This window comes from Nonomuraea sp. NPDC003754 (genome assembly GCF_053605785.1).
The window spans coordinates 145766-161032 of record NZ_JBSGJX010000007.1 but is presented as its reverse complement, the minus strand read 5'-3'; the positions used below and the strand labels follow the sequence as shown (position 1 = coordinate 161032).

General features: G+C 70.8%; 9 protein-coding genes. 4 read left to right on the top strand and 5 right to left on the bottom strand.

Annotation, left to right across the window (positions count from 1 at the left end):
- Nucleotides 1–2892: 2892 nt before the first annotated feature.
- Nucleotides 2893–3357 (top strand): regulatory protein RecX, encoded by a 465-nt coding sequence (locus ACWEVS_RS11590; RefSeq protein WP_449917569.1) that lies wholly within the window; start codon nt 2893–2895, stop codon nt 3355–3357.
- 1000 nt (nt 3358–4357) lie between these two features.
- Nucleotides 4358–5977: a ribonuclease Y gene (rny, locus tag ACWEVS_RS11585; RefSeq protein WP_354906643.1), complete on the top strand. Its 1620-nt coding sequence runs from the start codon at nt 4358–4360 to the stop codon at nt 5975–5977.
- A gap of 229 nt (nt 5978–6206) precedes the next feature.
- On the opposite strand, the gene ACWEVS_RS11580 is transcribed toward rny, so the two are convergent.
- From ACWEVS_RS11580 to ACWEVS_RS11560, 5 genes are all read right to left on the bottom strand, one after another.
- On the bottom strand, nt 6207–8024 hold the full coding sequence (locus tag ACWEVS_RS11580; protein ID WP_452551203.1) for a S9 family peptidase: 1818 nt from the start codon (nt 8022–8024) through the stop codon (nt 6207–6209).
- Between the two features lie 38 nt (nt 8025–8062).
- Complete coding sequence (locus tag ACWEVS_RS11575; RefSeq protein WP_449916815.1) at nt 8063–8977, bottom strand: amino acid ABC transporter permease; 915 nt, start codon at nt 8975–8977, stop codon at nt 8063–8065.
- Entirely contained in the window at nt 8974–9642 is a 669-nt protein-coding gene (locus ACWEVS_RS11570) for an amino acid ABC transporter permease (protein WP_449916813.1), read from the bottom strand. Before ACWEVS_RS11570 ends, ACWEVS_RS11575 begins: the two co-directional genes overlap by 4 nt.
- A gap of 76 nt (nt 9643–9718) precedes the next feature.
- Nucleotides 9719–10588: a glutamate ABC transporter substrate-binding protein gene (locus tag ACWEVS_RS11565; RefSeq protein ID WP_452412736.1), complete on the bottom strand. Its 870-nt coding sequence runs from the start codon at nt 10586–10588 to the stop codon at nt 9719–9721.
- A gap of 20 nt (nt 10589–10608) precedes the next feature.
- Nucleotides 10609–11358: an amino acid ABC transporter ATP-binding protein gene (locus ACWEVS_RS11560; RefSeq protein ID WP_354906638.1), complete on the bottom strand. Its 750-nt coding sequence runs from the start codon at nt 11356–11358 to the stop codon at nt 10609–10611.
- Nucleotides 11359–11482: 124 nt separating this feature from the next.
- On the opposite strand from ACWEVS_RS11560, the gene miaB reads away from it, so the two are divergent.
- Together miaB and ACWEVS_RS11550 are read left to right on the top strand one after the other, a co-directional pair.
- Nucleotides 11483–12964, top strand: a complete 1482-nt coding sequence (gene miaB / locus ACWEVS_RS11555) for a tRNA (N6-isopentenyl adenosine(37)-C2)-methylthiotransferase MiaB (RefSeq protein WP_452551201.1) — start codon at nt 11483–11485, stop codon at nt 12962–12964.
- A 1312-nt stretch (nt 12965–14276) separates the two neighbouring features.
- A complete protein-coding gene (locus ACWEVS_RS11550) occupies nt 14277–14870 on the top strand; it encodes a hypothetical protein (RefSeq protein ID WP_449916804.1) in 594 nt (197 codons plus the stop codon).
- Nucleotides 14871–15267 lie beyond the last annotated feature (397 nt).

Genomic DNA, 15267 nt, shown 5'->3' with positions numbered 1-15267 from the left:
CGGCACACGGCAGACCCCGACTCGCGGACCTCACTCGACTCTGGTTCCTGGGACCTACGGAACCCCACCGGCTGGGGCCCCGGCCGGCGGTATGACGCTGACCAGTGGAACTCGGGCATCTGGAGCACAGCATCCCGACTTTCGGAATCCCGGGGCTCGGGTTCATGGGACGCGGAAAGTGCCGGCGCGGATGCCTGGAGCCCGGGACCCTCTGGCTCGGGCTCGCGGGACACGAACAGCGCCGACCCTGAATCCTGGGACACGGGGACCCAGGATTCAGGGTCGTGGGGCACGGACAGTGCCGGCTCGGACGCCTGGAGCCCGGGGCCCACTGGCTCAGGTCCGTGGGGCGGGGACAGCACGGACGCGGACACCTGGGACACGGGATCCCCTGGCTCGGGTTCGTGGGAGACGAACAGCGCGGGCGCCGACAGTTGGGGCACGGCATCCCGGAGCACGGGTTCGTGGGACACGAACAGCACCGGCGCGGACGCCTGGGGCAGCATTCCCGACGGCGTCGCCGACCTGGCCTCACCCCGCGCGTCGCGTGGAAGAGGCCGGGCACGGCCGCGTTCGGCCGACGAGCCCGCCCCCGCCTGGCCGTTCGCCGCGACAGGCCCGGCCTGGTCACCCACCAGCAGCGCTGAACCCACCGACCACCCTGACGACCGCGCCTCCGATAGTGGGGATCGGACGCCCCAGGCAGAGGCGCGTCCCTCGACACGAGACGAACGCGCCTCCCGTGTGGAAGACCGCACTTCCCGGGCCGAGGAACGGACTGCCCGTGTGGAGGGCGGCACTTCCCGGGCCGGGGAACGGACTGCCCGTGTGGAGGGCGGCAGCTCCCACACCGAGGGACCGACTCCACTCGTGGCGGAGCGTTCGTCCCACGCGGAGGGACGCTCGTCCCATGGGGAGGGACGCCCGTCCTTCGCTCAGGCGGCCGGTGGGGGCGAAGGGGGCGCTTCTCGGGACGATCGTGGCGACCCTGTCGTCAGAGAACCGGCCGCCGCTCCGTCGGCCGGCGAGAACACGGCCTCGCCGGAACCATCGCCCAGCAGCGCGCGTACAGAAGACCCCGTGGCAGACACCACCGCACTGAAACCGCCCTCCCGCCGAGAGGAAGAGGATGACCGTCCGGGGGCGGCGCATGACTGGGGCGCGTGGCCTGACATCCCGCAGCGGGAACCACGATCCAAGCGCCGGTCTCAGGCCCGACCGTCCAGGGACCAGTGGGCCGTCCCCGAGGGAGGGCTCGGCTCGGGCGACGACGGCAGCGGGTCGAACGCGTGGCTCGACTCCGGCGATGACGGCGGCCGGCCGTACGGGTGGCTGGAGTCAGGAGATGACGGCACCCACTCGGAACGTGGGCTCGCTTCCGGCGACGACGGCCTGTCGGGGAGTCGCGGGGCATCACGCTCGCGTAAGGGCTCCCGCGGCGCCCGAGGTGAGTCCCGCTGGACCGGCAGTGACGACAGCGCCCCTCGGTCGACCCGTGGTGGCGCCGGGTCTACGGGAAGGCGTTCCTCGACCCCTACCGGCTGGGGTGACGACCTCTCGACCGATCACGCCGACAGCGGCTGGGATGACGGCAGCACGGATGGTCATGGCGATGGCGGCCGGGGCGGGAACGCCTCACGTGGCCGTGGTGACGGTGGTTGGGGTGCTTCAGGCGGCCGTGGTGATGGCGCTCGGGGTGTGAGTGCCTCGGGTGGCCGTGGCGAGGGCGGCCGGGGCGCTGGCGCTTCACGTGGCCGTGGTGAGAGCGGCCGGGGCGGAAGCGCTTCAGGCAGCCGTGGTGACGGTGGTTGGGGTGCTTCAGGCAGCCGCGGTGACGGTGGTTGGGGGGCGAGCGACTCGGGGCGACAGCTTGATGGCGACCGGGGTGCCGGCCGTGATGGGGGCGGCTGGGATGCAAGCTCCTCAGGCCGGCGTAGCGATGGCAGTCGGGGCGGTCGCCGTTCGGATGGTCGCGCTGAGGGCGGCTGGGGTAGCAGCCGAGGCCGGGATCGTGCCGGCTCGGGACGGGGGCGTGCTGGCTTCGGCTCAGGTGACGGCTTCGTCGACTTCGACTCCGAGGGTGAGGCGCCCGAGTGGGCCAGGGGAGAGGACCCGCCGAACAGAGCGTCGGATGCCGCGTGGTCGGCTGGGCCATCCAGCGATTACCGTCCTGCCGTTTCCGGAACGTCCGGTTCCGGGGGCGTCGGGGAGGTCGGCGGCAAGGGCCCTACGGGGTGGCCACAGTCCATCCCCCGGAGGCGAGGCTCGGCCGAGCGTCCGCCACACGACGAGCAGGGACACCGGGAGCAGGACGACGAGCCCCAGGAGCGGCAGACGGACGCGGCCGGAGTCGGTCCTTACAGGTCGGCGCCGGACCTGGGTGCCGGTGAAGGACGGTTCGGGTCCGAAGACGGGCCTGGTGAAGCGCGGTCCGGGGCGAAAGTCGGTCCTGCCGAAGGATGGTCCGGAGCGGAAGAGCAGCCCCGTGATGGCCTGTTCGGGTTCGGAGAGGAGCCTGGTGAAGGGCGGTCCGGGGCGGAAGACCGGCCTGGTGACGCCCGGGTGGGATCCCGTGACGGCCTGTTCGGGTTCGGAGAGGGGCCCGGTGATGGCCTGTTCGGGTCGGGAGAGGGGCCCGGTGGCAGCCTGTTGAGGGCCGGGGACGGGCCCGAGGGTGGCCTGTTCGGGTCGAAGGACGGTTCTGTTGAAGGATGGTCCGGGGCGGAAGATGGGCGCCGTGAGGGGCGGCGTCAGGGGCAGGGAAGGCGGCGCGGCGGCGGGTCGCGGAAGGGAAGCGGCAGAGCTCGCTCCGCAGGCTGGGCGGAGGGGCCGCAGGAAGGGTCCGAGGCGGCCTCGGGCCCCGAGGCGGACCCGGAGTCGGTCGCGCGGGCCATCTGCCTGAGGCTGCTCACGATGGCGCCGAAGACGAGGGCGCAACTCGCCGAGGCGTTGCGGAAGCGCGATGTGCCCAGGGAGGCCGCGGAGGCGGTGCTGGATCGGTTCACCGAGCTGGGGCTGATCAACGACGAGGCGTTCGCCGACGCGTGGGTGGACTCCCGGCACCATGGTCGGGGGCTCGCACGTCGGGCGTTGGCGGCGGAGTTGCGGCACCGGGGCGTCGACAGCGACACGATCAACGAGGCCGTCGAGCGTGTCGACTCCGACCAGGAGGTGGAGACGGCCCGCAGGCTCGTCGAACGCAAGCTCGCCTCCACCCGTGGGCTTGATCCGCAGGCCCGCACCCGGCGGCTGGCCGGGATGCTGGCGCGGAAGGGGTACGGGGCAGGGGTGGCCTACCGGGTGGTCCGTGAGGCGCTGGAGAGCGAGGGTGTCGAGGTGGAGGACGACTTCCCCTAGACGCGGGGGGAGTGTTTTGCGGCTTCTCGCGTCGCGAAGGGGTGGTCCGCGGCTTCTCCGCAACGCGGAGGGAGCTTTTTGCGGCTCCCCACGACGCGGAGGGAGTGCTTTGCGGCTCCCTCGCGACGCGGAGGCGGGCGGGGCTTCTCCGCCGCGGCAGGGGCTTCTCCACCATCCGAGGCGGTAGGTGGCACCCTCCAGACAGCGGCACGCGGTCTCCCTCGGACGAGCGGTAGGCGGCCTCCCTCAGCCGAGGAGGGTGGGTTTTCCTGGCGACGGCGGGTGCTTGACCCGGCCATGAGGTCTCGCCGACCTCGCCTTGCCCGGGAGCTGGGGCCTGGGCGGGCCCGTCGAGGGTGGTTGCGCTGGTCATGGGGCTGCACGACCCGTCGTGCGGGGGAGTCGGGGGACCGTGCGATCGCCCCCGGACGTTAGACCGTTCTCCAAACTAAGGAGCCCCGCACCGGGGCCGGTGGGATGATCCGCGAGGAGCCCGTCAGGCGCGGTGGAAACGCCGGTTCGAGCAGGCCTGATCGTGGTCGCTCCGACCCTCCGACGATCATGATCAGGGGTGGTGCGGAGGTCCGGTCATGAACCGGTAAGAGGTGCTGAGATCAGCGTCTCCGGGGCGCGTCAGGTCAGGATTAGCTGGGTAAATGACGGCATGTCGGCAATTTTGGGAAAGATCGTGCGGTATGTGCTCGATTTGATGGTAGGACACGCTTGACAATGAGTCTTTGCTTGCCCGTTACCTCTTCGACGCATAACCTCGACGGCAGTGAGGAGTTACTCCGCGCAGTGCGGATTGCCATACCGGTGAACTACGGACGAGCGAGCTCGATTGACCATGAACGACAAGGTGTCGGCGGTCCACGTCGACGCCCGGTCCGCCTTGGCTTGATATTTGTCCTGGTGGAGACACCGATGGGGCGATCCGTGCCGTGCACGTGACCCCTCCTGGGGCGTTTGGAAGCTGTGACGCGAGGAGGGCGGGGCGCACATGGAGACGCCTGTCGTGGTGCTGGCGGTGGCGGTGCTCCTGCTGGCGTGCGTGATGATCGTCGCGTTTGTCGTGCTGTTGCGCCGTACTGCCGCCCTGACGCCGCCTCAGGCGGTCAAACCGTCACCGGACGAGCTGGCCGCGGTGCAGTCGGAGCTGGAGGAGGCGCGCCGCGAAGCCGTACAGATCAGGGACAAGGCCCAGTCCGACGCCGTCGAGATCCTGCGCAGGTCGGAGATGGCGGCAGAGACGGCGGCGCAGATGCGGCAGCAGGTCGAGGAGGAGAGCCGCATCCTCAAGAACGAGCTGAAGGAGCTGCGGGCCGACCTGGAGCGGAGGGAGAACCGCCTGGGCGAGCGGGAGCAGCGGCTCGACGAGGAGGCTCGACGGCAGACCGAGCGGGGCAGGAAGCTTGCCGAGACCGAGACGGAGCTGGCCGACCGCCGTGAGGAGCTGCTGCAGGTCGAGACCGAGCGCCGGGCCATTCTCGAGCGTGTGGCGGGGCTGACGTCCGATCAGGCCAAGAACGAGCTGGTCAAGGAGATCGAGAACCAGGCCAAGCGCGAGGCCGCGCTGATCGTCAGGGAGATCGAGAGCGACGCCCGCAAGGAAGGCGAGAAGCGCGCCACCAAGATCGTGACGCTGGCGGTGCAGCGGATCGCGGCCGAGCAGACGGCGGAGTCCGTGGTCAGCGTGCTGCACCTGCCCGGTGACGACATGAAGGGCCGGATCATCGGCCGTGAGGGGCGCAACATCAGGGCGTTCGAGTCGACGACGGGGGTCAACCTCATCATCGACGACACGCCCGAGGCGGTGCTGCTGTCCTGTTTCGACCCGGTGCGGCGGGAGACGGCGCGGCTGACGTTGGAGAAGCTCGTGCTCGACGGGCGGATCCACCCGCAGCGCATCGAGGAGGCCCACGACCGCAGCCGCCAGGAGGTGCAGGACCTGTGCGCGCGGGCGGGCGAGGACGCGCTGGTCGAGCTCGGGATCACCGACATGCACCCGGAGCTGACGCTGCTGCTGGGCCAGTTGCGCTATCGCACCAGCTACGGGCAGAACGTGCTCAAGCACCTGATCGAGTCCGCGCACATCGCCGGGATCATGGCCGCCGAGCTCAAGATGGACCATCAGCTGCTGAAGCGGTGCGCGCTGCTGCACGACATCGGCAAGGCGCTCACGCACGAGGTCGAGGGCAGCCACGCGCTGATCGGCGCGGAGATCGCTCGCCGCTACGGCGAGCACGAGGACGTCGTCCACGCCATCGAGGCGCACCACAACGAGGTCGAGGTGCGCACGGTGGAGGCGGTGCTCACCCAGGCTGCCGACGCGATCAGCGGGTCGCGGCCGGGGGCGCGGCGCGAGTCGCTGGAGGCGTACGTGAAGCGGCTGGAGCGCCTGGAGGAGATCGCCACCTCCTTCGACGGGGTGGACAAGGTGTTCGCCATGCAGGCGGGCCGCGAGATCCGCGTCATGGTCAAGCCGGACGCCGTCGACGACATCCAGGCCCAGGTGATCGCGCGCGACGTGGCCAAGCAGGTGGAGGAGGAGCTCACCTACCCCGGCCAGATCCGCATCACCGTCGTCCGCGAGTCCCGGGCCACCGAGTTCGCCCGCTGACGCCGTCCGGTCCTTCCCGCACGGCACGCCACGGTCGAGGCCACCGGGGTCACCGGTGACCGTCCGTCCTCCCACGCGTGCTCCAGCAGGACTTCGGTGCCCGCCGTCACGTCGGGGACGCCGGCCGGGTCCTTCGGTCCGCCGGCCGGGGCCGGTCCCGCGACCAACCACCGGCTCGAAGCCTGAGGCCGGTCCCGCGCCCGTGGTGCGCGGGCCGCCGCCCCGGCCCCTACGGCAACGTGAAGATCTGCTGGTAGAACGACAGCTCGGCGGCCAGCGCCGCCGTCCTCGTCTCCGTGCGGCGGAAGCCGTGCGACTCCCCCTCGAACGCGAGATACGTGCACGACACCCCTCGCTCCGACAGCGCGTCGGCGAACGCCGACGACTGCGCGGGCGGTACCACCGGATCGTCCAGCCCCTGGAGCAGCAGCATCGGGCACGACACCCCGCCGACCAGTGCCAGCGGCTCCCGTCCGGCGTAGAGCGCGGGATCCTCCGGTCCGACCAGCCATTCGGTGTAGCGCGACTCGAAGTCGTGCGTGTGGGCGTTGAGCGGGGCGAGCGCGCTCACCCCGTAGTAGGACACGCCGCCGGCGAAGACGTCCGACCGGCAGCAGGCCGCCATCACCGTCCAGCCGCCCGCGCTTCCCCCGCGGACGGCGATGCGCGCCGGGTCGGCGATCCCCTCGGCGACGAGCCATTCGGCGGCGGCGACGGTGTCCTCGACGTCGACGATGCCCCACTGGCCGCGCAGCCGGTCGCGGTAGGCCCTGCCGTACCCGGTGGAGCCGCCGTAGTTGACGTCGATCACGCCGATGCCGCGCGAGGTGAAGAACGCCTTCTCCAGGTCGAGTGCCGAGCTGCTGTGCGCGGTCGGCCCGCCGTGGACGAACACCACGTAGGGTGCCGCGCCGTCGGCGTGGATCGGCCGGTAGAGGAAGGCGTGCACCTGCCGTCCGAGCCGGCCGGTGAACTCGACGGGTTCGGGCGTGGGCAGGTAGGCCACGTCGGGCAGTTCGGTGATGTCGCGGCGCAGGCCCTCGACCCTGCCGGTCACCGTGTCGATCCTGGCCACCGAGCGGGGGATCGCCCCGCCGTACGCGACTCCGGCCAGCATCGTGCCGTCGGCGGACAGGGCCGGATCCCACCCCGAGTAGGGCACGTCGAGGTCGTTCAGGACGCCGGTCTGCGGGTCGAGGAGACCGAGGCGCAGGTCGCCCCGCCCGTGCAGGACGGCGAGCCGCCCGTCGCCCATCACCTGGTACGGCTGGCCGCCCAGAAACCACAGCGGCCCCGCGAACTCCTCCTCGGCCGGGTGGAGCGCCTGGAGGGAGGTGCCGTGGATGCCGATCAGGTAGAGGTTCCACCAGCCCGACGAGTCGGAGACGAGGTAGAGGTGGCTGTCGTCCTTCCACTGCGGCGCCAGGACCGACTCGGTGGATCCGCCCTTGACGGTCCACGAGTCGCCGTCGGACAGGCGGACGACGCGCAGTTCGGTGCCGTTCCACGGCATGCGCGGGTGGTTCCAGCAGATGTAGGCCAGGTGCCGGCCGTCGGGGGAGAGGGTGGGGGAGGCGTAGAAGTCGTTGCCAGTCACCAGCTCGCCGGCGTCGCCGCCGTCGAGGGGGATCGAGACGATGGCGCGGGTGACCTTGCCGTCGTGGCGTTCGCGCACGCACCACAATCGGCCGTCGCCGAGGTGCAGGTCGGCGTAGCGGGAGCCGTCGTCGGCGGTGAGCGGTCGCGGCTCGCCGGAGGTCACCAGGTAGAGGCGCTGGTCGGCGAAGTTGACGAAGACGACCCCGCGCGGCGTCACCAGGTACGGCTGCCCGCCGTACTCGTGGACCCTGCTGCGGGCGTTCCACGGGGCGGCCAGCAGCTCGGTGCGCGTGCCGTCGGCCGCCCGGTGGACGATCGTGGTGCGGCCGCCCTCGTCGGGCCGGTCCTCGGTCCACCAGATCTCCTCGCCGGAGACGGTGGGCCACGCCAGCCGCAGGCCCGAGCTCGCGACGTCGGTGGTGGAGATGGGAGAAAGCCAGAGAGGCATAGCCGCATCCTGCCGGAAAACCATGCCTCTCGTGGCCGTTACTCCATCGTGGCCACGGCTTCCGCCGCGCCGGGGGCCGCCGGAGCGGGTCCGCCGCCGAGCATGCCCGCGGCGGGCGGGACGACCGGCGGCGCCGCGGTCTTGCGGCTGCGCCTGCTGCGCCGCTCCAGCCAGGTGGCCAGCGCGCTCAGCGCCATGTTCAGGCCGACGTAGATGACGCCGATCACGATCGCGGCCGGGATCAGCGAGCCGAAGAGCGCCGAGGGAAGGATCTTGAAGCCGGTGTTGAGCAGGTCGACGTAGGCGATGATGTAGCCGAGCGCGGTGTCCTTGAGCAGGACCACGAGCTGGCTGACGATCGCCGGCATCATGGCGGTGACCGCCTGCGGCAGCAGGACCAGCCGCATCACCTGGTTCTTGCGCATGCCGATCGCGTACGCCGCCTCCGACTGGCCCTTGGGCACGGCCAGCACACCGGCTCTGACCACTTCGGCCAGCACCGAGCCGTTGTAGAGCATCAGGCCGAGGACGACCGAGATGAAGGCGTAGTCGCCGCCGCCGAACAGCGTGGGCGCCAGGTAGAAGATGAAGAAGATCAGCAGCAGCAGCGGGATGGCGCGGAAGACCTCGACCACCACGCCCGCCGGGACCCTGATCCACTTGTGGTCGGAGAGCCTGGCCAGGCCGAACACCGCCCCGAAGAGCAGCGCGAGCACAGCGGCCACGGCCGCCGCCCGCAACGTGCCGATCAGGCCGGGGATGATCCAGATCTCCCACGTCTCGGCCTGCAGGAACGGCCGCCAGATGCGGCCGTCCCACTGGTTCTTGGCGTCGAAGCCCGCGTAGATGCCGTAGAGCACGGCCGCGACCGCGACCACGCTGACGACCGTCAGGATGCCGTTGCGGATCTTGGCCCGCGGCCCCGGCGCGTCGAACAGGACAGAGGTGCTCATCGGGCCACCGCCAACCGTCGGGAGAGCCATCCGGTGAAGTAGCCGATGGGCAGGGTCACGGCCATGAACGCGAGCACGATGCCCACGAAGATCGGGATCGAGGCGCCGGTGGTGTCGAAGATCTCCTTCATCGTCGCCGCCACCTCCCCGAGGAAGCCGCCCGCCGTCGCCACCGTGGTGTTCTTCACCATGGCGATGATCACGCTGCCGAGCGGCGCCACGACCGCGCGGAACGCCTGCGGCAGGATGATCAGCCTGAGCGACTGGAAGAACGTCAGCCCGATCGCCCGCGCCGCCTCCGCCTGGCCGAGCGGCACCGTGTTGATGCCCGCGCGCAGCGCCTCGCAGACGAACGCCGCCGTGTAGCACGACAGGCCCATCGCGACGATCCAGAAGGAGTTGGTCCGCGGTATGTCGGAGAAGACCAGGCCGAGCGTGTCGCTCAGGCCCAGCGCCGAGAACGCCAGCACCAGCGTCAACGGCGTGTTCCGCACGATGTTGACGTAGACCGTGCCGGCCACGCGCATGACGGGGATCGGAGACACCCGCATCGCCACCAGCACCGTGCCGAGGGTGAGGGAGACCACCAGGCCCACGAGCGAGAGCTTGATGTTCTCCATGAACCCCCGCGCCAGTTCAGGGGCGTATTGAATCAGTTCGTCCACAGTGCTCCACCGTTGATATGACAGCGGCGGCCGAGGCTACCCGGCCGCCGCGTCCGGTCCGTCGCTCGCCGTCCGGCTAGGCGCAACCCTCGGCCTTCGGGGCCTCCGACGACAGCTGCAGGCCCTGAATGCCGCCGAACCACTTCTCGAGCAGCTGCTTCATGGTGCCGTTCTGCCACAGCTTGGCCACGGCCGTGTTGACGGCCTCGCAGGTCTTGGTGTCGCCCTTCTTCAGGCCGACGCCGTACTTCTCGTCGGTGAACGGCTGGCCGAGCACCTTGAAGTTGCCACCGGAGGCCTGCGCCTGCTTGGCGAAGCCGGCCAGGATCAGGTCGTCGGTGGTGACGGCGTCGAGGTTGCTGCCCTGCAGCTTCTGGACGCACTCGGAGTAGTTGGCGGCGTCGACCGTCGTGGCGTCGAGGTCGAGCTGGCCGTCCGGCGGCGGGTCGGTGATCCGCTTGTAGGAGTTGGAACCCGAGGCCTTGCAGATGCGCTTGCCGGTCAGGTCCTGCGGCTTGGTGATCGCGGTGTCGTTGCCGCGGACCATCACGTCCTGGTGGGCGACCACGTACGGCCCGCCGAAGGTGACCTTCTGCTTGCGGGCCTCGGTGATGGAGTAGGTGGCGAAGATGATGTCGACCGTGCCGTTGGCCAGGAACGGCTCGCGGTTGGACGAGGCCGACTCCTTCCACTCGATCTTGACATCCTTGCCGCCGTTCATCTCCTTGAGCACGGCCTTGGCGACGTCAACGTCGAAACCCTCGGGCTCGGCGCCCTTCTTCAAGCCCAGGCTCGGCTGGTCCCACTTGGTGCCGACGACGACCGTCGCACCGTCCTGGGCCTTCTCAAGCACGCTGGAATAGGTCTTGTCGCCGCCACAAGCCGCCAGGCTCCCGACCAGGACGCCCGCTGCCGCAATCGCGGCACCCGCACGTTGAACACGCATGTATGACACCTCTTCTAGTTCTAGTGCGTAAGAATCTTGGACAGGAAGTCCTTGGCCCGATCGGTCTGGGCGTTGGTGAAGAACTCTTCGGGGGTGGCCTCCTCGACGATCTGGCCGTCGGCCATGAACACCACCCTGTTGGCCGCCCGGCGGGCGAAGCCCATCTCGTGCGTGACGACCACCATGGTCATCCCGTCGCGGGCGAGCCCGATCATGACGTCGAGAACCTCCTGCACCATCTCGGGGTCCAGTGCGGAGGTGGGCTCGTCGAAGAGGATCATCTTGGGGTCCATCGCGAGCGCCCTGGCGATGGCCACGCGCTGCTGCTGCCCGCCGGACAGCTGGGCGGGATACTTGTCCGCCTGCGCGGCGATGCCGACACGCTCCAGCAGCTCCATCGCCCGCCTGTCGGCCTTGTCCTTGGCGACGCCGCGCACCTTGGTCGGCCCGAGCGTGACGTTCTCCCGAATCGTCTTGTGGGCGAACAGGTTGAACGACTGGAAGACCATGCCGACCTCGGAGCGGAGGCTCGCCAGCGCCTTGCCCTCGGCTGGAAGCGGAGTGCCGTCGAAGATGATCTGGCCGCCGTCGATGGTCTCCAGGCGGTTGATCGTCCTGCAGAGGGTGGACTTGCCACCGCCCGAAGGGCCGATCACGACCAGGACCTCACCGCGGGAAACGGTCAGATTGATGTCCTTCAGGACGTGCAGCGCCCCGAAGTGCTTTTGGACATTCTCCAGCTTGACCAGCGGAGTCGAGTTCTCCGTCATGGATGACAACGTAGAGGGGTCGGACGCAACGGTCACTAACCGGGTGGTACCGATCCGATCACGGCATCCTCATTTTCGGCCCCGGCGCGAGTGTTGCGGCGGAACGCCTACGCTTGGAAGTGCCATGACTGTGACCCGGACTTATCAGGTGCGCACCTACGGGTGCCAAATGAACGTGCACGACTCCGAGCGGCTTTCCGGCCTGCTGGAGGACGCCGGTTACGTTCCCGCCCCCGAGGGCCAGGACGCCGACGTGGTCGTGTTCAACACGTGCGCCGTTCGCGAGAACGCTGACAACCGCCTTTACGGCAATCTCGGCCACCTACGGCCGGCCAAGCTGAAGAACCCCGACATGCAGATCGCCGTCGGCGGCTGTCTGGCGCAGAAAGACCAGGGCGAGATCGTCCGCAAGGCCCCGTGGGTCGACGTGGTCTTCGGCACCCACAACATCGGGTCGCTGCCCGTGCTGCTCGAACGCGCCCGCATCGCCGGGGAGGCGCAGGTCGAGCTCAAGGAGTCGCTCGAGGTCTTCCCCTCGACGCTGCCGACCAAGCGCGAGTCGCCGTACGCGGCATGGGTGTCGGTCTCGGTCGGCTGCAACAACACCTGCACCTTCTGCATCGTGCCCTCGCTGCGCGGCAAGGAGAAGGACAGGCGGCCCGGCGACGTCCTGGCCGAGGTCAGGACGCTGGTGGAGCAGGGCGTCCTCGAGGTCACGCTGCTCGGCCAGAACGTCAACACCTACGGCGTCGAGTTCGGCGACCGGCTCGCCTTCGGCAAGCTGCTGCGCGCCTGCGGCGACATCGAGGGGCTGGAGCGGGTCCGCTTCACCTCCCCGCATCCGGCCGCCTTCACCGACGACGTCATCGCCGCCATGGCCGAGACGCCGAACGTCATGCACCAGCTCCACATGCCGCTGCAGTCGGGCTCCGACCGGGTCCTGAAGGCGATGCGCCGCTCCTACCGGGCCGAGCGTTTCCTCGGCATCATCGACCGGGTCCGCGCCGCCATGCCCGACGCGGCCATCTCCACCGACATCATCGTGGGCTTCCCCGGCGAGACCGAGGAGGACTTCCAGGGCACCCTCGACGTCGTACGGCAGAGCCGCTTCGCCAACGCCTTCACCTTCCAGTACTCCATCCGCCCCGGCACCCCCGCGGCCACCATGCCCGACCAGGTGCCGAAGGAGGTCGTGCAGGAGCGTTACGAGCGCCTGATCGCCCTTCAGGAGGAGATCTCCTGGGAGGAGAACAAGAAGCAGGTCGGCCGCACGCTCGAGGTGCTGGTCGCCGAGGGTGAGGGCCGCAAGGACGAGACCACCAGGCGCCTGTCGGGCCGCGCGCCCGACAACCGGCTCGTGCACTTCGCGGTGGGCGAGCAGGCGCCGCGGCCCGGCGACATGGTGACGGTCGAGGTGACCTACGCCGCCCCGCACCACCTGGTCGCCGACCGTCCGCTCGGGCTGCGCCGCACCCGCGCGGGCGACGCGTGGGAAGCCCGCCAGGGCGCCGCTGCCAGGCCGAAGGGGGTGGCGCTCGGCATGCCGACCATCGGCAGGCCCGCGCCCCTGCCCGTCGAACCGTCCGGCTGCGCCGTCACCTCCTGACGCGTGCCGTACGGCGGGGCGCTCCTGCACGTGGGGCGGCCCCGCCCTTCGGGTTTCCCCAGGCAACCGTGCCCGCCGCGGGCCATTCGAGGTGACGCCCCCCGGAACCTCGTGATCCCGCGCCGCGGCCTCCCGGCCGGCGGCTGCGTCATTCCGGGGCGTCCTCATGTGTCGACATCCCGAGCCAGGGTCGCCTGGGCGGCGTCAGCCCGGGTGACGGAAGCTCGGCCGTCGCGTCCCCAGCCGGCGTGGCCGTCGCGTCCCCGGTCGGCTTGGCCGTCGCGTCCCCGGTCGGCTTGGCCGTCGCATCCCTGAGCGGAGCGTAGGGAGGCGTGGCCGTCTGCATCCTCGGCCGGAGCGCCGGCACTGGGACCTCCTGGGTGGCGGCGCCCCGGGGCGGTGTCCGGGGCATGGGTATCCGTTCGGGCAGGGGAGGCCTCCTCGCGGCGGCCGTGCCGTTCAGGGGGACAGGCGGTCCAGCACGTCGTAGCAGTAAGTGCGCCGCAGGTCATGGAACGTGGCGCAGGGGTCGGGCGCCGGGCCCGGCGCGGACGGCTGGACCGCGGGCGTGCGGGGCTCGCTTCGCGGCGTCCGCTCCGCCACGTTCGCCCGCGGCGGGGCGCCGCCGTTTTGACCGCCCGGGGCCTCGTCACCGGTCGGCCGGCCGGAGCCAGGCGCTCCGCCGACTTCCCCCGGTCCATCCGAACCCGGCGCTCCGTCGTCGACGCCCGCGGCCCCACCCGAACGCGGCGCTCCAGCGACGCGTTCCCCCTCGGCCGGAGACGGCCCACCGGAGCGCGGCGTCCCGTCCACCACCGCCGCCCCGCCGGACCGCAGTGTTCCGTCGAGGAGCGTCGGCCCGCCGGACCGCGGCATTCCGTCGAGGAACGCCGCACCGTCCATGGGCGGCACCGTTTCCCCGGGGCGGCCGCCGCCGAACCACCCTCCGGCCGCTGAGTACGGCGGGGCGGGCACCGGCCGTACCCACGGGGAGTCTGTCTTCGCCGTGGAAGTTGATATTTCAGGATTTGCGGTAAGTGCCCTTATCGCCCCAGGCCGACGCTCATCGGAACGATCATCGATATCCGCAGGAAGCGCCAGGAAAACCCCCAGTCCGGCGGTCCCGAGGACGGCGGCCACGCCCGCGATGGGAACCGCTCTCGCCCGCCAACCTGGGCATATGGCGTCAAATGATGACAAGTCGTGATTCCTTTGTGATTGGTGTGCGGGCATTCGGCTCCTGCGGTTAGTGTGGTCCATCACCCGCGGAAGCCATCGCGTTTCCCCCGATACGACCGCAGGGAGTTCTCTCATGCACGGGCACGTCCCCTCCCCGACGGGCCAGCCTGACCACGGAGTGGAGATCCTCTCCGGGCCCGGACACGATCCACGACCGCGCAGGAGCAGGAAGGGCGTCGTCATCGCCGCCTCCGCCCTCGTCGCCCTCCTCGCGGCGGGCGGGGTCGGGTTCGCGGTGCTGGGCGCCGGCGGCGACGGCAAGGGCACGTCGGTCTCGCAGCCCGGCGACGAGGCCCGGCAGGGATCGGGACCGGCGGGCGCCGGCGCGGCCGAGGAGGACAGCGAGGGGCCAGGAGAGGACCTCGGCGATCCGGGCGACAGCGCGGAGGGCGACGCCACGCTTCCCGAGGAGGGCGGCGAGTCGGCCGGGGGCGACCCCGCTCCCGCCGACAGGCCCGCCGGCGACTCCGACTCCGGGTCGGCGGGCCCCGCGAGCCGCGGCGACGGCTCCAAGGACGAGCCCGGCGGCTCCCAGAACGGCACCGACCGGCAGGACGATCCCGGCTCCTCGAGCGGCACCGACCGGCCGTCCGAGCCCGCCGAGCCCGGCCCGGCCGACGGCCCTCCGGGCGCCGTCCCCGGGCAGTGCGCGAAGAACGGCTGCTGATCGGGGGGTACGGCCCCGCGGCCCCAACGGTCTTCGTAGCTTCCGAGGTCATGTCTGTGGGTTCACAGTCGCCGCAGGTTCCACGGTCGCGCCCGGCCTCAAGGGCCGTCGCACCTGCGGTCACGCCCGCGTGTTCCACGGTCGCGCCCGACTTCACCCCCAGGGTCGTGGCGCCCACGTGTTCACGGTCGGGCCCGGCTCGCCATCAGGGTCGTGGCGCCCACGTGTTCACGGTCGCACCCGGCTCGCCATCAGGACCGTGGCGCCCACGTGTTCACGGTCGCACCCGGCTCCGCCATCGGGACCGTGGAGCCCAGGTGTTCACGGTCGGGCCCGGCTTCGCCATCAGGACCGTGGAGCCCGCGGTCACGCGCCGTGGGCTTCACGGCGCGTGGAC